This window comes from Psychrobacillus sp. FSL H8-0484 (genome assembly GCF_038005325.1).
Classification (GTDB): domain Bacteria; phylum Bacillota; class Bacilli; order Bacillales_A; family Planococcaceae; genus Psychrobacillus.
In genome coordinates this window covers 69,224-87,500 of the sequence record NZ_JBBOSZ010000001.1, presented here as the reverse complement: position 1 = coordinate 87,500, position 18,277 = coordinate 69,224, and the positions used below count along the sequence as shown (strand labels likewise).

Genomic DNA, 18,277 nt, shown 5'->3' with positions numbered 1-18,277 from the left:
TAATATTCTTTCGCTGATTCTTCTGCAAATAGACGCAAGTAATCTTTTAATTCTTGAGCTGTTTCTGTTTGGTTAATCATATTTCTCGCTATACCGTTCCCACGGATACCTTTTAAGTACCAAGCAGCATGTTTACGCATTTCTCTAACCGCTATGCCTTCACCTTTTAAGGCTGTTAAGCGATCAAAATGCAATAAACATACGTCAATTTTCTCTTGCGCAGAAGGTTCTGGCTTCAGTTCACCAGACTCTAAGTATTCTACAGTACGGTAAATCATCCAAGGGTCTCCTAGTGCTGCACGACCGATCATGACAGCGTCGACACCAGTTTCATCTAACATCCGTTTGGCATCTTGAGGTGTATTAACATCTCCGTTTCCGATAACCGGAATATTCACTGCCTCTTTCACTTGACGAATCAAATCCCAATTTGCGTGACCTTCATACATTTGTAAACGTGTACGGCCATGTACCGCAACGGCTGCTCCACCAGCACGTTCTACCGCTTGAGCATTCTCCACCATATAGAGATGTTCTTCATCCCAGCCTGTACGCATTTTCACACTTACTGGTTTTTTGACATTGTCTACTACAGCTGCAACCATTTCATAAATCTTGTCCGGATCTAGAAGCCATCTAGCTCCTGCTTCACATTTAATGATCTTATTTACAGGGCATCCCATATTGATATCAATGATGTCCGCAGAAGTATGTTCATCTACATATTTTGCCGCAGCAACAAGCGTTTCTTTTTCTCCACCAAAAATTTGAAGAGATAATGGGTTTTCGCGCTCATCAATATAAAGCATACTTAATGTTTTTTCGTTTTTATAGACAATCCCTTTATCACTAATCATTTCTGCGTAAACTAGCCCTGCTCCAAATTCTTTAACCGTCAAACGGAATGCAGAGTTACAAATACCAGCCATTGGAGCTAGTACCACTCTGTTGTCCATAACGAAATCACCTATTTTAAACGGTTTCGTCGATGCATTTGTCATCATCATTCACCTTCTTTTACCTCACCTTTTAATTCTACTAACTGTATATCAAGTATGGCAGCAATTTTGATTAATTGCTCATCACTTGGAATTCGTTTACCTTGTTCTATTTGACCAAGTATAGACACAGACATATCCATTTCTCTCGCAAGTTCAACTTGCTTGACCATTTTCAACCTTCGAAATGCACGAATGCGTCTACCCCATCGAACATTCTCCATAAATGGACGCCTTCTTTCTGAACATGCGCAAGATTTGATAAAGACTGCTTAGTTTGTGGGTCAATTAAATCTGTGTTTAATTCCACCAGTGGTATAAGCACGAAACCTCTTTCTGTCATCCTTGGATGCGGAATGATGAGGTTATCTGTTTTCATATTTTCTTCATTATACAACAAAATGTCAAGGTCTACCGTGCGAGGACCCCAACGAACTACTCTCGTTCGACCTAACTCATCCTCTATTTCGTTACATTTTCTCAATAATTCGTCAGGGGACAATAAAGTCTTCAGCTCCACTACAATATTCAAAAAAGCCGCCTGGTCCACATATCCTACTGGATCCGTTTCATATACAGAGGAAACTTTTACAACTTCCAATCTTTCCGTTTCTCTTAATAAACTAACAGCTTGCTGAAGATAATAAAGTCGATTTCCAATATTTGATCCTAGAGAAACATAAGCTATATTCATAAAGTGCCTCTAGTGATATCAACTGCAACAGAAGCATAATGCCCAACGATTGGAGGATTCGGCTTCACTAAATGAATACGACATCCACTTACCTTCTCTTTATACTGCTCTAAAATACGTGTAGCAATCTTTTCTGCAACAGCTTCTATTAATAAAAATGGTTTTCCCTCTACGATTTCCTTACAAAGCTCAAAAACCTCTGCATAATTAACGGTCTTCTCTAAATTATCGGTTTCTCCCGCTTCTTTTAAATCGCAGGCTAATGTAATGGTCACTCGGAAAATTTGACCTAACTTCGTTTCCTCAGGTAAAGCACCATGAAAGCCATAGAACTCTAATTCATTTAAATGTATATAATCCATCTAGTTAGGCCTCACTTTCTTCATATACTACTTTCCCTATTAGCACATCCATCATTTTCGTCATACGGCTAATTTCTTTTACATCGTGGACACGTACCATATGGCAGCCCAGTTGCAAGCCATAACAGACGGTTGCCCCTGTTCCTTCCATTCGTTCATCAACCGGAAGATTCAACACATTGCCGATTAATCGCTTACGGGAAGTTGCAAGTAACACTGGATAACCCATGTGGACTAAATCGCCTAAATGCTGCATCATCCAAATATTTTGTGTCGTGGATTTTCCAAAGCCGATGCCAGGATCTAACCATATATGATTATCAGGTACTCCTGCCGCTTTCGCTATTTGAATACATTCTTCTAAGTCTTGCTTTGCTTCCGCCCAAAAATCGTTATAGTCTTCGTCATCTCTATTATGCATTAAAATAATTGGTACACCTAACTCTGCCGCTACCTTCGCTACATTTGGATCCCTTTTTGCTCCCCAAATATCATTGATGACATGCGCACCTGCAAGTATTGCCGCTCTTGCAACTTTCGATTTATACGTATCGATGGAAATAACCGCATTTACTTCTGCACGAATTGCTTTAATAACTGGAACGACACGAGCTATCTCTTCTTCATCAGAAATAACTGTATATCCAGGTCTAGTTGATTCCCCACCTATATCAATAATCTTTGCACCGTCTGCAACCAATTGCTTTGCTCTAGCAACCGCCGCTTCTATTTCATTAAATTTACCGCCATCTGAAAAAGAATCAGGTGTGACATTTAATATACCCATGACGATCGTTTCTTTACGAAAATCTAATGTTACGCCACCAGCTTCAAAGGTTTGCGTATTATATTGTAAATTCATCCTTTTATCCTTCCTTCCTGAATACACGTTACATACGATTCATGAAGCGCAGCGTACACAGGACCTTGTTTACCCCTAAATTGTATTTCTCCTAATGTTTTAATAGGGACAATCTCTTGAACCGCATTCGTAATAAATACTTCCTCCGCCGCTTCTAGTTCATCCTTTTTATAGAAACCCTCTTCCACGTCAATCGCAGAGTTTTTCAAAACCCAATCACGTGTAGTTCCGGCCAGTATGCCCGTCTCCAATGAAGGTGTATACAACTTGCCATTCTTCACCCAAAATATATTCGATGTAATTCCTTCTGCAACAAATCCATTCGCAGTTAAAAAGAATCCTTCGTGAGTTGCTAGCGAGGCTACTTCAAATCTAGCCTGCACATTATTTGCGTAATGATGGGATTTATGACGCATACTACTTTCCGGAGAATTTCTTACAGTATTTAACCACACTACCGATTTCTCGGTACCTCTAGGTGTAATAGGAAGAGCTTTGCGAAATAATATCACAGTCGGCTTTTCATAAGATGACGGCTGTAGCCCAATATCATGAATGCCAGCCGAAATATTTAATCGAAAATAGCCATCTTCTCCGTCGTTTGATTTCGTTAACGCTTCTACAGCAGCTAAAATAGCTTCTCTATCATAGGGCATCGTAATACGAAAATCAGCTAATGCACGAGAAAGACGATTCCAATGCTCATCCCATAAAAAGACTTTCCCATTATACGTTCGAAACGTTTCAAAAAATCCAAGCCCATACAAAAAACCATGGTCATAGGCAGATACAGTCAATTCATTGGAATGATATAGCTTGCCATCTTTCCAAGCATCCATTTATATTTGCCCCTTTACAGAAAGAGAATACTTTTCAATGAAATTGGCGATTATTCTTTTCCCTTCCTCGGTCATGATCGACTCTGGGTGGTACTGAACACCTTCCACAGCAAACTCTTTATGACGGAGTCCCATAATTTCTCCTTCTTCGGTCCAAGAAGTTACTTCTAAACAATCAGGTAATAATTCTTTTTCTACAAGTAAAGAATGGTATCTTGTTGCTTGAAAAGGATTTGGCATATTTGCGTTCACACCTTTCCCATCATGAAAGACTGGAGAGGTTTTCCCATGCATTAGTCTTTCTGCACGAATGACCTTCCCACCAAACGCTTGTCCAATTGATTGATGACCTAGACAAACGCCAAAGATAGGAATTTTACCCGCAAAATGCGTAATGACCTCTAAACTTATACCAGCTTCGTTGGGTGTACAAGGTCCCGGTGACACAACGATGACTTGAGGAGCTAGCTGTTCTATAACGTCGATTGTTAATTCATCATTACGAGCAACCTTTACTTCCACACCTAATTCACCAATATACTGCACAAGGTTGTATGTGAAGGAATCATAATTATCAATCATTAAAATCATTTGCTTCCTCCTTCTGCCATAGCTTTTGCTTGCCATAATGCTTTTCCTTTATTTAATGATTCTACATATTCTGCGCCCGGTATCGAATCAATGACAATTCCAGCACCTGCTTGTATATGGGCCATCCCATCTTGAATAAATGCAGTACGGATGACAATATTTAATTCTAAATCACCTGAAAATCCTAACCATCCAATAGATCCTGTATATAACCCTCTACGAACAGGCTCTAACTCTTCAATAATTTCCATTGTTCGTATTTTCGGCGCACCTGTAATCGTCCCCCCTGGAAACATTGCTTGCACTATTTCTCTATTCGATGTACCTGGTCGAAGTGTCCCTTTTACGTTGGAAACAATATGCATAACATGTGAATACCGCTCAATGACCATAAATTCATCTACTTCTACCGTGCCATATGTAGATACTCGACCTAAGTCATTTCTTTCTAAATCTACAAGCATGACATGTTCCGCACGTTCTTTTTCATTCTCAATTAATTCATTAGCCAAGTCGATATCTTCCGCATCACTTTTTCCACGAGGTCTTGTTCCTGCAATTGGACGAGTTGATAATTCCGTGCTTTTTTTCTTCACCAATAACTCTGGAGAACCAGAAACGACAGCAAATTCTGGTGAATGAATAAACGCCATATATGGAGATGGATTAAAAGCACGTAATGCTTCATACATCACAATCGGAGGAGCCTGCAACTCTTTTGATTGTCGGACAGATAAATTTACTTGAAAAACGTCTCCTTGCGCAATATACTGTTGTATTTTTCGTACGGCTTCTTCAAATTCAACGGGACTTACAGATACATGTAATTCGGCATGATCTTCGGCTACTTCCATTGCTGCTCCAGGTAGAAATACTCTTGAAGCAAGCCCAACTTCACTAGCTCGCTTATACTGTTCTTCTAATACAACCAAATCGACTTCACTTGTAGATAGCTTCATTAACGTAACTATTTCCGTTTTTACATCCAACACAGCCCAACAATCCACTATATAGAAGTATAAATCAGGAATAAGGAGATCATCTGTCGCTATCGTCGGTAAAACCTCTATTTTTCTAGCATAATCATAGGTAATAAAGCCGGCAGCTCCACCTTGGAAGTCTGGTAAACTCTCTTGAAAAGGAACTCGATACGAAGCCACTAGCTTTTCTAATTCTTCCAACGCTTCTCCACCGCGCACTTCTTCCTCACCATTTCGCCACTGAATATGCAACCCATCTTCCACTGATTTCGCTACCGCCAAAGGATTCCAAGCTGCCACCGACAAGTGGCCACCCCTTCCACTCTCTAAAAACATATGATGCGTTTCTTCTTTTGTTACTTCTTTATATGCATAAAAAAACGCTTCTTTCGACATGTAAAACGAATGCGTTTGAATTTGTAAATCCACTTTTATATATCCCCCTAAAAACGACATGCCTTCATCTTAACTTGAAACAGTTACTTTTCGCCACAAAAAAGAGAAGGAGCATCAAACACTCCCTCTCTTCCCCTGCAAACAAACCATTTTAAACTAGTCTAAGAAATCTTTTTTTACATTAATCTTCAAATTGGTATAACGGTGTACTTAAATAGCGTTCTCCATTATCTGGAATAATTGCAAGAACTTTTTTCCCTTTACCAAGCTCTTTTGCAAGTTGAAGTGCTCCAAAAATAGCAGCTCCGGATGAAACACCACCAAGAATACCTTCTAATGTAGCCACTTCACGAGACGTTGCATATGCATCTTCGTTCGAAACTTGAATAATAGAATCATATAATTCCGTGTTTAACACACTAGGAACAAATCCAGCTCCAATCCCTTGGATTTTATGAGGACCTGGTTTTCCACCAGATAGAACAGGCGAATCTTTTGGTTCAACCGCAGCAATATGAATGCCAGGGAAATTTTCTTTTAATACGCTACCTGCACCAGTAATTGTTCCACCAGTTCCAATTCCTGAAACAAACCCGTGTAATTCATCGAAGGCTTCTACGATTTCAGGTCCAGTTGTTAGACGGTGAATTTCTGGGTTTGCTTCATTGTTAAACTGTTGTGGAACAAACCAACCATTTTCTTTAGAAAGCTCTTCAGCTTTAGCGATAGCACCTTTCATACCATCCGCACCAGGTGTTAATACTAAATCAGCACCATATGCACGAAGTAAGTTTCTACGCTCTAAACTCATTGTATCCGGCATAACTAATACTGCTTTGTATCCCTTTGCTGAAGCGATCATCGCAAGTCCAATCCCTGTGTTACCACTAGTTGGTTCGATAATTGTGCTACCTTCTTTTAATTTACCTTCTTTTTCAGCAGCTTCAATCATTGCAAGTGCAATACGGTCTTTTACGCTACTACCTGGGTTGAAGTATTCTAATTTTACATACACTTCTGCATCCTCAGGGTTATTAACTCTGTTTAATTTTACGATCGGTGTTTTCCCAATTAAGTCTACTATGGATTGCGCTATCTTCGTCATGATCCCACTCCTAATCCCCACTTAATTAATAGGTTTTATTTTCTTTATCATACCAATGATTCAGAAGTACTGTCAATAAAATTACATTCAAGCAAAAATAAAAAAGCGTACTCTAAAGAATACGCTTTATCTTGATGAGAAATACCTTTAAACAGACATCTCAGACTGTCTTGAAAACGCTTGTCAGTCGAGGCGCGCCAGCAACATTTTTGACTGCGACGAGCTTGCGCAGGAGCACCGAGGCGGAAGCTAATAGAACATAAGTTCATGAGCTTACAACGAAGAATGAAAGTGTTTTTCAACAGTCTGAAGCGTACTCTAAAGAATACGCTTCTAATTCTCACTATAAAACCATTCCGCATTGAATTCTTGCCAAAATGCCTCTTGTGTTACGGATTGGGGTAACTGATCTAGCGCAAGTTCTCTACGAATATGGTCTTTTACATCCGAAAATGAAAAGGATTGCCCTTCAAATACACCCTTTACTTGAGCCACTGCAAAACGCCCGTCTTTCAGAGCTATTATGTTGCTCCATTTACCTACATCTACTCGTGGCAAAGCATTCACTAATGTATTTTCAACAGAATCTGTTCCTTCTGATATGTACCCAATATCGCCACCTAGACTAGCGGAACTGGCATCAGAGGAACGCTCTCTTGCCAGACCTTCAAAAGAAGAGCCATTTTCAAGTTCTTGCACTACTTCTTTCGCCTCGTCTTCTGTTTCAACATAAATTACACTAGTGTGATAGGAAGTTGGAATGTTGTACAGATTTTTGTTATTTTCGTAATATGCTTTAACATCCTCATCTTTAACCCCAATATCTTTCGCTAACACTTTTTCTAAAATTAAACGGGAGCGGATCTTTTTTCGCATTACTTCCTCATCAAAATATTGAAGGGAGGTATCCGTTCCTTCTTGAGTCGAACGAATAAGTGCTAGCTCCAATTCCACTTCTCCATCATTAACTTTAATTCCGTTTTTATTGGCAGCAGCTTCCATCACTTCTGCGTTCACCATATCTAACAAAACTTCTTTCCCATACATCGACTCCATCGAAGCCATCCACTGTTCTTTCGTAATAACTTTACCGTCAACTGAAGCGACCTCTTCTGTTTCACCAGTTTTCTCGTTTGGTACTAACCAAGCAATGAACCAAAGTAAATTGCCTATAAAAAGTACGCCAAGCAACAAAAGTACTGGTTTTGTTTTTAAATGTCGTTTTGGTTGGGTATTCCCGTTATTACGAATTGATTTCATCGATAAATGACTCCAATTCTTCTACTGAATAGTTGTACTTTTCCATACAGAAATGGCAATGAGCTTCTGCCCCACTGTCCTCAGAGATCATGTCGCGAATTTCACTTTCACCTAAACTTATAATGGCACTTCCAAATCTATCTTTGGAACAATTACATTCAAACCCTACTGGCATAGTGTCTAACAATTGCACATTTTCTTTCCCTAAAATTTCAAAAAGCAGCTCCTCTGGAGTTAAGCCTCTTTCAATCATCTTAGAAACAGGTTCCATTTTACTTAAATGCTCTTCTATCATTGTAATTGTTTCATCATCTGTACCTGGCATTAGTTGAATAATAAATCCTCCAGCTGCCAAGATTGTGTTGTCCGGGTTTACTAAAACGCCTAGACCTACGGATGAAGGAACTTGTTCAGAAGCAGCAAAGTAATACGTAAAGTCTTCTGCAATTTCTCCAGAAACAATTGGTACTTGTCCCGTAAAGAAGTCTCTCAGCCCTAAATCTTTTACAATCGTAAGAGCACCTTCTGTTCCTACAGCTCGACGGACATCTAATTTTCCAAGTTCATTTAAATCAAAATGAGTTTGAGGGTTTGTCACATATCCACGAACTTCTCCTTTTGCATTACTATCAATAATCATCGGGCCAATTGGTCCATTTCCTTCTACTTTAACTGTAAGCTTGTCTTCTCCTTTTAACATAGCACCTATCATCACTGCTGCAGTCATAGATCTCCCAAGTGCCGCAGATGCTGTTGGCCATGTTCCGTGACGGCGTTGCGCTTCTCCCACCGTATCTGTTGTGCGTACTGCAAACGCGCGTACGCTCCCTTCAAAAGCTAGTGCTCTTATTAAATAATCACTCATTTATCTCATACCTCTTTCATCCATATTTCGTTGATAGATTAAATACAGTCCTTTTAACGTTAAAAACGGATCAATAACGTCCATTACAGTTGTTTCATTCGCAATTAACGAAGCCATACCACCAGTTGCAATTACTTTTGGATTTTGCTTCATCACTTTTTTCATTCGGTTAACAATACCTTCTACTTGTCCTACATACCCATATACAATACCAGCCTGCATAGCAGAAACGGTATTTTTCCCTATCACATGTTCTGGTGTTGTAAGCTCAATTCGTGGAAGTTTACTTGCTTTCGAATACAACGCCTCTGTCGATATACCAATACCCGGGGCAATTGCACCTCCCATATAGTCTCCTCTTTCATTGACGTAACAATACGTTGTGGCGGTGCCAAAATCTACAATAATAAGCGGCGTACCGTATTCATGAATAGCAGCAACTGCATTTACAATTCGGTCTGCACCAACTTCACGTGGATTTTCATACTTAATGTTTAAACCTGTTTTCACTCCAGGTCCCACAACTAAAGGCTTTATACCAAAATATTTTTTGCACATAGCCTCTAATGAAAACATGATTGGGGGTACTACTGAGGAAATAATAATACCTTTTATTTGGTTAAAAGAAATATGAGCATGCGAAAAAAGAGCTTTCACTTGCATCCCATATTCATCCTCTGTTTTACGACGATCTGTTTCCATTCGCCAGTGATGAGTTAACACATCGTCTTTATAAACACCTAAAACGATGTTTGTATTCCCTGTATCTAACACAAGTATCATCTAGGTTTTCCTCACTTTTCGTAGGTTTTCCCACACATCATACCATATATATAGCCTAAGAAAAAAGCTGATTGACTCGTAAAGATCTGAGTCAATCAGCTAATACATTCTATATATCTGTACGTTTTTCTTGAATCGGAGTTTCAGGCTCACTTGCAATGCCGTCTTCTTTTGGCAAGTCACCAGTAGACGGATCTGCTGGAGCTCCTACTGCATCCGTTTGTACCACTTCTACTACTTCTTCTTTCGTCTGTGCATACGGACGTTCTGGAAGTGTTCCGTGATCTTTTAAATGTAAGATTTGAGCAGCATCTAACGTTTCAACTTCAAGTAACGTATTTGCGATTAATTCTAATAAATCACGTTTTTCCGTTAAAATTTGTTTTGTACGTGCGTATTGCTCTTTAATCATAGATTGCATTTCTTGGTCAATTTCATATGCGATTGCATCAGAATAATTTTGTTCCGAGTTAAAGTCACGTCCAAGGAAGACATTTCCACCTTGTGCTTGACCAAATTGCATCGGACCTAATTTATCACTCATACCATATTCTGTAACCATTTTTCTTGCAATACCTGTTGCGCGTTGGAAATCATTATGAGCTCCTGTTGATACTTCACCAAAGATGATATCTTCCGCTACACGACCACCCAGTAATCCAGAAATTTTATCTAGTAGTTCTGGTTTCGTCATGAAGTAACGATCTTCTTTCGGAAGCATCACTGCGTAACCACCCGCTTGACCACGAGGAACGATTGTCACTTTATGCACGATTTCTGCATCATCCAATGTCAATCCTACAACCACATGCCCTGCTTCATGGAATGCAACGATATTACGTTCTTTTGCAGATATGACTTTACCTGTTTTCGCTGGACCTGCTATAACACGATCCGTTGCTTCATCAATGTCACTCATATCCACTTTCTTCTTATTACGTCTAGCGGCTACTAGTGCAGCTTCGTTTAATAAGTTTTCTAAATCCGCTCCAGAGAAACCTGGCGTACGTTGTGCAATTGCTTTTAAATCCACTGATTCGTCTAAAGGTTTATTGCGCGCATGTACTTGAAGTACTGCTTCACGTCCTTTAACATCTGGACGACCAACTGTAATTTGACGGTCAAAACGACCTGGACGAAGTAGTGCTGGGTCTAAAACATCTGGTCTGTTCGTTGCAGCAATGATAATAATACCTTCATTTGCACCGAAACCATCCATTTCTACAAGTAATTGGTTAAGTGTTTGTTCACGTTCATCGTGCCCACCACCAAGACCTGCTCCACGTTGACGACCTACCGCATCAATTTCATCGATAAAAATAATACATGGTGCATTCTTCTTCGCATTTTCAAACAAATCACGAACACGAGATGCCCCAACTCCGACAAACATTTCTACGAAATCGGAACCACTAATAGAGAAGAATGGTACACCAGATTCCCCTGCGACTGCACGAGCAAGTAATGTTTTACCAGTACCTGGAGGACCTACTAACAAGATCCCTTTCGGAATACGTGCCCCAATTTCCACGAATTTACGTGGATCTTTTAAGAAATCTACTACTTCTACTAGTTCAGCTTTTTCTTCATCTGCACCAGCAACATCATTAAATCTTACTTTTTTCTTTTCGTTATCATACAGTTTCGCTTTACTCTTACCAAAGTTCATCACACGGTTACCACCGCCTTGTGATTGACTCAATAAGAAGAAGAATAAAATGATGATAATTAAGAAAGGTAATAATCCAGTGAAAAATTGAACCCAACCACTTGTTTTAGAAGTTTCTTTCACATTAATTTCAACTGAATTTGCTTTAGCTAATTTGTAAATTTCCGATTGTAATTGGTCACTATTTAGTGGGAGTTTTGTTAAAAATGTTTCTCCCTCTTTATAGCCTTTCATAGCACCTTCAACAAAATATACACCTTGTTCTGGTTGCATTGAAAATTTTGTTACTTTTCCATCTGCAAGTGCAGACATAAATTCGTTATAACTAATATTTTTAGTTGGCTCATTGTTCGTATTAAACGTGGCAAAAATTCCAACAATTACAAAAAATATTAATAAGTATAATATAGCGTAGCGCAGTGCTCGATTCATTCCCAGCCTCCTCACAAGGTAAACAGAAAAACTAATGATTATCTTATCATACGATTTTTGGGGCGTACAATGAAAAGCCTTCTAAAATGGCTTTAAATTAAAAAGAATACACTTCTTTCTTTAAAACACCAACATATGGTAAATTTCGATATTTTTCTGCATAGTCTAATCCGTAACCAACAACAAAAGCATCCGGCACTTCAAAGCCAACATAATCTGCTTTTAGATCTACTTTTCTACCAGTGGGTTTATCAAGCAGTGTAACGATTTTAATCGATTTTGCTTTACGGTATTTGAAAAGATCGACTAAATAACTTAAAGTCATACCACTATCAATAATATCTTCAATAATTAAAATATCGCGACCTTCAACACTAGTATTTAAGTCTTTAACAATTTTAACTTCTCCTGAAGAAACTGTTGCATTCCCGTAACTCGATACATCCATATAGTCCATCTCAATGTATGTATCCACACGCTTCATTAAATCAGACATGAAAGGCATTGCACCTTTTAAGATTCCGATTGCAAGTGGGTACTTATCTGCATAGTCTGCGGATAGTGCTGCTCCAAGCTCTCTTGCTTTTTCTTGAATTTGTTCTTCCGTTAATAAAATTTCTAGGATGTCTTTTTCTAACATCGGTAGTCCCCCTAATTGTTAATCTCGCTTTATGTATAAGACATAGTTTTGCGAGCTAAATATCTTTGAAAATCGGTCTCCGTAACGAAGTCCAGTTACTGCTATTATATCATTTTTCTGTGTTACAAGCAGTGGCCAACCAAGTCGTTCCTCTGCAGAAATTTTTTCATCTATAAATAAGCGAGAAACTTTTTTTGGAGAAGACATTCCTTTTATTTGAATCCGGTCTCCTGGTTTTTTTTGTCTAATAGCAAGTGGAAGTAAATCACTTTCTAGTTGGAGAAACCACTTTTCGCCAGATTGATTCTCTGTTAAATTTCTCGTTAAATAGATGGAAAAACCAGCTCCAATATGAATCCAACCATTCTCTTCTATTACGACATTCCTAATAACTAAAGGTTGCTGATTCGAAGAGGAGAATTGAACTTTATTGTAATGACGAACGAGGAAAATAGCATTTGGCAAATGAAGTACTTCGTTGCCATCATGCTCATTGCAAGCAGCTAGAATGGATGCAATCAAGCGATCATTAATTAGTACTTCGGAGCTTTGGTATAGATAATTTAATAGTAGTAGAATAACTCTTCTTTGTAAAGCAATGGGAACTGCTGAAAATCCTATTGTATCAAGATAAAATATGCCTTCATCATCAACCGTCACAAGCTGTTCATACTTTTCCTTCGCAATCATTTGAAGAAACTCATCATCCTGTTGCTGTTTTTCCACAAACGTACGAATACTGTCACTAAGATTGGGATTTTCTTCCGCAAGAAGAGGCACCAGTTTATGACGAATTCGATTTCTTGTATATGTATGTTTATCATTACTTGGATCATGTCTAAAGAGTTGATTCTTCCAATAGATGAAATCTAGAATTTCTTTTTTGGTTACACATAAGAATGGTCGAATGATTTGTCCACTTGAAAAGGGTCTCATTCTTGGTATACCAGTTATGGAAGCAGTGAGTGATCCCCTTACCAATGCCATGACAACAGTTTCAATTTGATCGTCTGCATGGTGTCCAAGCACAAGCTTATCAAAGTGGTGGGTAATCATTATGTGTTCAAAATAAGCATATCGCTCTTCTCGGCATATAACTTGTACATTTCCTCCCTCTGCTGCTACTCTCTTAGGAACATCCAGTGCTGTAGCGTAAAATGAAATACCCATTTTTTTAGCTAGTTGTTCCACAAATTTCATATCCTCTGCAGATTCCTCGCCTCTTAACTGATGATCCGTATGAACAATTCCTACCTCAAGATCATACGTTTCCTTAAGCTCATTTATCACATTAACTAACGCAACCGAGTCTGCTCCACCAGAACAAGCGACAAGAAGACGCTCTCCTTTTTGTATCAACTGGTGCTTGTCTATATATTGTTTTACCTTTCGATCGAACGGATGCATCTTCTCACCTCTTTTTCTATTTAGTGTATCATCTTTTCTTGAAAGTTTGCTGTTTGACGTGGTGAAAATATGGACCACTCTGGAACTACATGTTTCACTTGCATGAAAATCACCGTACGATCATCTCCTGGCAATGAATATGTTTCTTCTAACATCTTCACAAAACGTTCTGCATTCATGGATGGATCCTGAAGTATTTTTTTATAATACAACTCTTGTTTTTCAATTGTCGTGTTTGCTGAAAAAACGCCGTCTGATAGCATTAGTAATACATCTCCATCTTTAATATCTACTTTTCTTGCCTCTATTGAAAAAGTAGGTAAAAATCCAAATGGTACATGCTTGCTTTCAATTTTACGCATGTTATTCCCTCGGATTAAATACGTAGACATACTCCCCGCTTTCCATGACCAAAGTTCTCCTTTTTGTAAGTCAATCAATGCTAAGTCAACCGTTGCATAACTATCTGTATCATCTTGTAAACTCATCATGTAATGAAGTGTATGCATCGTTGTTTCAGGATCCATTTTTTTATTTAAACATTCTCGCATGAATTGCATAACTCTTCTACTTTCCCGATGCGCTTCTACGTTATTCCCCATTCCGTCCGATAAAATAACAGCAAGTAAACCTGGGTGCAGAGGAAAAACGGCATGTGCGTCACCTGAATAAATGGTATTCCTACTGGAGGATGTATAAATGTCATGTGTTACAGAGAAACGAACAGATGACTTGCATGTCATTTGAATATGTTCATATGGATGATGAATTTCCTTCATAGATGTAATTTCAAATGGCTCTTTCCATAAATCGTAAAAGATAGGCAGTATCAATCTTTCACCAACCATCTTTGCTCTCGACTCTACTGGTAAACAGCATACAACCTCCATTTGACCTACCTCAATATTTAGTACATCGACTTGAAAAAAAGGTATATTACATTGTTGAAATTTCTCCTTCACATCTTCTTCATGGGAAGTATATAGAGTTACACCATTCTCTAAATTACTCATAAGTTCGCTCATATGATTCCCCATATCTCGAAGCTTAAGGGCAAACATTTTTTTCCCATGCTGCATTTCATGAGTTAACTGTACTTTCGCTTCCCTCTCCTTTAATTCTTGCATAATTTGAGTTGGCTTTACACATTTAAACTGCAGTTTCTTTTCTATTTGTATCCTCGTCTTTTTAGGTTGCTCCTCCCATTGCTTCATTAATAGTGGAATCCCATTCGACTTCTCTCCCCAACATTTCTCATAGTGAAAACAAGATTGGCAAGCAGCTAAGACTTCCTTGCGTCCTTTATCAATGACGGCTTTAGATTCAAATCTATCTGAGATAAATCGTGTAATAAAGTCAACAAAGTGTTGAAACTCATGTAATTGATGATTCACTTTTTCAGTCATCCACTTTTGCCTTCTTAAAAGAATATGAGTAGTATCAGGAAAGAGTTGGTCCTTTAAATCTTTTATCCACTTTGATGGAATGGCAAAAAACAATAACGAAGCAGTAACCAGTGACCCGATGTAAACAGAATCTAGAGGTAAAGTACGATCGTATAAAATAAAGAAAAAGGTCGCTCCAAGCATACTAAACGCCTGCCACAGTCTGCCAAATGGTTTGTGCAGTCCGGCTAAAAAACCAGTTACTGCATATACGGCAATCATTCCACTAAAGCTAAGTTTAGAAATACTTAATACCGTTCCCGCTAGCACTGCAACTACCGTTGATAATTGAACTCCACCGACCGCCGCCGCTACAACAATTACTAAATGTGTGAGTATTAATGGAATTGACACATACCCAAAAATAAAGTTGGACATCCCCGTTAACACTAGAGCACCAATTAATAAAGCAGCACCCATTCTTTCTGGAGTCCATTTTTTATGCAAAAAGTCTGGTAACGGAAGAAATAGCTGAAACAAAAATAAGGTCATAAATAAACTTAAGACACCTTCATACCCAATTGCTAACCAAACAGAAACAGGAATATCCCCCCCGTATGATACAAATTGCCATATAACTTGAATGAAAACTACATCCATTAGAACAAATAAAGGCAAAGGTATTTTCTTTATAAACCTTTTCCTATGGAGAGGAAAGATGAATGCTTGTAGTGCATGAATGACGACCTGTCCAAATCCAAGTGTAAAGCTACCAAGCAAAGCACCTGCAATCGTCCATGGTAAAAAGCGTTGAAATCTCAAATTAACAAGCGCCCAAATAGGTAGAAAAAACGGAACAGAGGCTTCAAATAGTACGACTTGCGCTAAGAAAAAAGCAAGAATAAAGAAAACTAATGTGAAAGCAATTGATACTTTACGAGCTTGTAAACTTTCTACAGCCCTTCTCCAAGATAACCCTCTTTTTTGATCTTGTTCATACATTGTTTTCAAACGTATACCTCCCTATTCAACTAGTGATCGAAGTATACCTATTTCTTTTGTAAAAAGTATGTCTCTTTCTGACAACTGCTCTTAAAAAGTTTTCGACTCTTTTAGTCATGAAAAGTAATTCTACAAATGAGATCTATAAGTTTTGTCGTGTTTGGATTGCATTTTGACATGCTGAACTAGCTGTTTCTTGGGTTCAACTATAGTTTTGTCGTGCACACGTTAAAGATTGTCTTTTATATACAAATTTATTCATACTTGAATCAATTTCATAATTCCAACTTCACATAAAAAAATGCGAACAATACTAAAGGAAACTAAAGAAATATATTTTAAGCAAAATAAAGTATAGTTGATTCCCGCTACAGGCGGACCCTTTCCGCGGGGTGAGCGATAAGCCATCACCATAGCTCATGCGTCGTTTGTGATGTCTTATCTGTTTCACTCATCCCGCTGTATTCGCCGCCTGCCGCTTCCATCAACGAAGGGAAAGTGTTCGTATTTTAATGACAAAGTACTATTTGTGAAATTACTCACATATAACGAAAAGGTCTTGCAAATAAAAAGATTTTTCTTTTTTTAAAAAAATGTTTCAAATAGTATTGACACTTTGCCAAAACGATTGTAATATGTAAATTGTTCGTTAAAACGGCGGCCTAGCTCAGCTGGCTAGAGCGTACGGTTCATACCCGTGAGGTCGGGGGTTCGATCCCCTCGGCCGCCATATATTTTTATTTTTATGAGGCCCCTTGGTCAAGCGGTTAAGACACCGCCCTTTCACGGCGGTAACACGGGTTCGAATCCCGTAGGGGTCATCTTATAAAAAAGCAGTTCCAAAAGATTTTCTTTTGGAACTGCTTTTTTTAAATTATTTTGTTCTTTTAAATTAGGTTATTGTTTTTATAAAAGCATATATTTTTTGACGAAAATCCACGAGACTCCTGTGAAAAAGCGATTTGCCTAGACCCCTTAACGAGCTTACGAGGGCACTGAAAAACTCTATTACAGATTTTTTATGATAAATATTTGATGTGACGATACTGTGTACTATTGGATTTAGCACGGTGGCGTGAGACTTCCTGTGGGAAAGCGAGACAGCCGAGACCCCGCACGAAGCGTAGCGTAGGAGGAGGCTCGGCGCTCGCCCACGGAAAGCGAACAGAGCCGTGCTAAATCCAATTAGCGGATATTTATTAGGAATTTTATTAGAATACCACTTTTTCAGTGCCCTCGAGCTTACCCGAGGAGGCAAAGCAGTTTGTCCGCGGAAAGGAGAGTGAATTGCGAATGTTTATAAATAGACTAGAACCAGTTGAAGCTGCAACACAATTTATCTCCCAATACTTTGCCAATTGCCAAGGCGCCGTTTTAGCAGGAAGCGTAGTCCGAGGAGAAGCGACAAAAACCTCTGATTTAGATATTGTGGTATTTATAAAAGATGTCCCTTCCCCGTATAGAGAATCTCTCCTAGCAGGAGGTTGGCCAATTGAAATTTTTGTACATAACTTATCTTCATACAGAAATTACTTTGACATGGATCGCAAAAGAGCTAAACCTTCTTTGCCTAGAATGGTTGCAGAAGGACTTGTCTTAAAAGATGAGGGCATCATGGTATCGATCCAAGAAGAAGCAAAACTCCTATTAGCTGATGGTCCTGAACGATGGTCTGCGGAAAATATTATGATAAAACGATATTTTATTACTGATGCTTTAGAAGACTTTATTGGAAGTACAAATAGTGCTGAAGAAATATTTATTGCTAATACACTGGCAGAGTTAGTAAGTGAATTTATCTTAAGAACTAATGGCAAGTGGATCGGAACTTCGAAATGGGTGATTCGTTCATTAAAAAACTACGATGAGCAGTTTACAGAACAATTTGTAGAAGCTTTTGATTTTTATTATAAGACCCGCAACAAAGAAAAAGTGATAGACTTAGTTCATTTTGTCTTAAAACCATTCGGAGGCCCCTTATTTGAAGGTTTTTCTATAGGAAAATAA

Annotated in this window: 17 protein-coding genes and 2 tRNA genes (1 of these 19 only partly in view); 3 read left to right on the top strand and 16 right to left on the bottom strand. The window is 38.6% G+C overall.

Translation table 11 applies throughout. From position 1 onward, the window contains the following. The 16 genes from dusB to MHH81_RS00350 form a co-directional block, all read right to left on the bottom strand. Positions 1 to 1,001, bottom strand: partial view of a tRNA dihydrouridine synthase DusB gene (gene dusB / locus MHH81_RS00425; protein WP_340925069.1) — the 5' portion only. Its footprint begins 25 nt before the window's first position; only the first 1,001 of its 1,026 coding nucleotides appear in the window; its start codon is at positions 999 to 1,001; its stop codon lies off the left edge, out of view. 2 nt (positions 1,002 to 1,003) lie between these two features. After that, the gene (locus tag MHH81_RS00420) at positions 1,004 to 1,171 is read right to left on the bottom strand and encodes a helix-turn-helix domain-containing protein (protein ID WP_340916679.1); all 168 of its coding nucleotides are present in this window, start codon (positions 1,169 to 1,171) and stop codon (positions 1,004 to 1,006) included. A 2-nt stretch (positions 1,172 to 1,173) separates the two neighbouring features. Next, entirely contained in the window at positions 1,174 to 1,692 is a 519-nt protein-coding gene (gene folK, locus MHH81_RS00415) for a 2-amino-4-hydroxy-6-hydroxymethyldihydropteridine diphosphokinase (protein ID WP_340916676.1), read from the bottom strand. After that, positions 1,689 to 2,054 (bottom strand): dihydroneopterin aldolase, encoded by a 366-nt coding sequence (folB, locus tag MHH81_RS00410; RefSeq protein WP_340916674.1) that lies wholly within the window; start codon positions 2,052 to 2,054, stop codon positions 1,689 to 1,691. Before folB ends, folK begins: the two co-directional genes overlap by 4 nt. Positions 2,055 to 2,058: 4 nt before the next feature. Continuing rightward, positions 2,059 to 2,916 carry a dihydropteroate synthase gene (gene folP / locus MHH81_RS00405; protein WP_340916672.1) on the bottom strand — a complete coding sequence of 286 codons (858 nt, stop codon included), beginning with the start codon at positions 2,914 to 2,916 and terminating at the stop codon, positions 2,059 to 2,061. Further along, the gene (gene pabC / locus MHH81_RS00400) at positions 2,913 to 3,755 is read right to left on the bottom strand and encodes an aminodeoxychorismate lyase (protein WP_340916670.1); all 843 of its coding nucleotides are present in this window, start codon (positions 3,753 to 3,755) and stop codon (positions 2,913 to 2,915) included. The genes folP and pabC overlap by 4 nt, the downstream gene beginning before the upstream one ends. Next, complete coding sequence (pabA, locus tag MHH81_RS00395) at positions 3,756 to 4,346, bottom strand: aminodeoxychorismate/anthranilate synthase component II (RefSeq protein WP_340916668.1); 591 nt, start codon at positions 4,344 to 4,346, stop codon at positions 3,756 to 3,758. Then, the gene (locus tag MHH81_RS00390; protein WP_340925067.1) at positions 4,343 to 5,722 is read right to left on the bottom strand and encodes an anthranilate synthase component I family protein; all 1,380 of its coding nucleotides are present in this window, start codon (positions 5,720 to 5,722) and stop codon (positions 4,343 to 4,345) included. Before MHH81_RS00390 ends, pabA begins: the two co-directional genes overlap by 4 nt. Before the next feature lie 181 nt (positions 5,723 to 5,903). After that, positions 5,904 to 6,827, bottom strand: coding sequence for a cysteine synthase A (cysK, locus tag MHH81_RS00385; RefSeq protein ID WP_340916666.1), 924 nt, complete (start codon positions 6,825 to 6,827; stop codon positions 5,904 to 5,906). 333 nt (positions 6,828 to 7,160) lie between these two features. Further along, positions 7,161 to 8,087 (bottom strand): peptidyl-prolyl cis-trans isomerase, encoded by a 927-nt coding sequence (locus MHH81_RS00380; protein ID WP_340916664.1) that lies wholly within the window; start codon positions 8,085 to 8,087, stop codon positions 7,161 to 7,163. Beyond that, on the bottom strand, positions 8,071 to 8,952 hold the full coding sequence (hslO, locus tag MHH81_RS00375; RefSeq protein ID WP_340916661.1) for an Hsp33 family molecular chaperone HslO: 882 nt from the start codon (positions 8,950 to 8,952) through the stop codon (positions 8,071 to 8,073). The genes MHH81_RS00380 and hslO overlap by 17 nt, the downstream gene beginning before the upstream one ends. After that, positions 8,953 to 9,735 (bottom strand): type III pantothenate kinase, encoded by a 783-nt coding sequence (locus MHH81_RS00370; protein ID WP_340916659.1) that lies wholly within the window; start codon positions 9,733 to 9,735, stop codon positions 8,953 to 8,955. A 109-nt stretch (positions 9,736 to 9,844) separates the two neighbouring features. Further along, positions 9,845 to 11,836: an ATP-dependent zinc metalloprotease FtsH gene (ftsH, locus tag MHH81_RS00365; RefSeq protein WP_340916658.1), complete on the bottom strand. Its 1,992-nt coding sequence runs from the start codon at positions 11,834 to 11,836 to the stop codon at positions 9,845 to 9,847. 97 nt (positions 11,837 to 11,933) lie between these two features. Further along, the gene (hpt, locus tag MHH81_RS00360; protein ID WP_340916656.1) at positions 11,934 to 12,476 is read right to left on the bottom strand and encodes a hypoxanthine phosphoribosyltransferase; all 543 of its coding nucleotides are present in this window, start codon (positions 12,474 to 12,476) and stop codon (positions 11,934 to 11,936) included. An 18-nt stretch (positions 12,477 to 12,494) separates the two neighbouring features. Next, positions 12,495 to 13,883 carry a tRNA lysidine(34) synthetase TilS gene (gene tilS / locus MHH81_RS00355; protein WP_340916654.1) on the bottom strand — a complete coding sequence of 463 codons (1,389 nt, stop codon included), beginning with the start codon at positions 13,881 to 13,883 and terminating at the stop codon, positions 12,495 to 12,497. A 20-nt stretch (positions 13,884 to 13,903) separates the two neighbouring features. After that, a complete protein-coding gene (locus MHH81_RS00350) occupies positions 13,904 to 16,270 on the bottom strand; it encodes a SpoIIE family protein phosphatase (protein WP_340925066.1) in 2,367 nt (788 codons plus the stop codon). A 656-nt stretch (positions 16,271 to 16,926) separates the two neighbouring features. Here MHH81_RS00350 and MHH81_RS00345 point away from each other — a divergent pair. From MHH81_RS00345 to MHH81_RS00335, 3 genes are all read left to right on the top strand, one after another. Next, a tRNA-Met gene (locus MHH81_RS00345) sits at positions 16,927 to 17,000 on the top strand. A 19-nt stretch (positions 17,001 to 17,019) separates the two neighbouring features. Then, positions 17,020 to 17,091: transfer RNA gene (locus MHH81_RS00340), tRNA-Glu, on the top strand. 472 nt (positions 17,092 to 17,563) lie between these two features. After that, on the top strand, positions 17,564 to 18,277 hold the full coding sequence (locus MHH81_RS00335; protein WP_340916652.1) for a nucleotidyltransferase domain-containing protein: 714 nt from the start codon (positions 17,564 to 17,566) through the stop codon (positions 18,275 to 18,277).

Coding starts and splice junctions, on each gene's coding strand:
- MHH81_RS00420 (WP_340916679.1), bottom strand. CDS start 1,171: ATGGTCAAGCAAGTTGAACTTGCGAGAGAAATGGATATGTCTGTGTCT.
- folK (WP_340916676.1), bottom strand. CDS start 1,692: ATGAATATAGCTTATGTTTCTCTAGGATCAAATATTGGAAATCGACTT.
- folB (WP_340916674.1), bottom strand. CDS start 2,054: ATGGATTATATACATTTAAATGAATTAGAGTTCTATGGCTTTCATGGT.
- folP (WP_340916672.1), bottom strand. CDS start 2,916: ATGAATTTACAATATAATACGCAAACCTTTGAAGCTGGTGGCGTAACA.
- pabC (WP_340916670.1), bottom strand. CDS start 3,755: ATGGATGCTTGGAAAGATGGCAAGCTATATCATTCCAATGAATTGACT.
- pabA (WP_340916668.1), bottom strand. CDS start 4,346: ATGATTTTAATGATTGATAATTATGATTCCTTCACATACAACCTTGTG.
- MHH81_RS00390 (WP_340925067.1), bottom strand. CDS start 5,722: ATGTCGAAAGAAGCGTTTTTTTATGCATATAAAGAAGTAACAAAAGAA.
- cysK (WP_340916666.1), bottom strand. CDS start 6,827: ATGACGAAGATAGCGCAATCCATAGTAGACTTAATTGGGAAAACACCG.
- MHH81_RS00380 (WP_340916664.1), bottom strand. CDS start 8,087: ATGAAATCAATTCGTAATAACGGGAATACCCAACCAAAACGACATTTA.
- hslO (WP_340916661.1), bottom strand. CDS start 8,952: ATGAGTGATTATTTAATAAGAGCACTAGCTTTTGAAGGGAGCGTACGC.
- MHH81_RS00370 (WP_340916659.1), bottom strand. CDS start 9,735: ATGATACTTGTGTTAGATACAGGGAATACAAACATCGTTTTAGGTGTT.
- ftsH (WP_340916658.1), bottom strand. CDS start 11,836: ATGAATCGAGCACTGCGCTACGCTATATTATACTTATTAATATTTTTT.
- hpt (WP_340916656.1), bottom strand. CDS start 12,476: ATGTTAGAAAAAGACATCCTAGAAATTTTATTAACGGAAGAACAAATT.
- tilS (WP_340916654.1), bottom strand. CDS start 13,883: ATGCATCCGTTCGATCGAAAGGTAAAACAATATATAGACAAGCACCAG.
- MHH81_RS00350 (WP_340925066.1), bottom strand. CDS start 16,270: ATGTATGAACAAGATCAAAAAAGAGGGTTATCTTGGAGAAGGGCTGTA.
- MHH81_RS00335 (WP_340916652.1), top strand. CDS start 17,564: ATGTTTATAAATAGACTAGAACCAGTTGAAGCTGCAACACAATTTATC.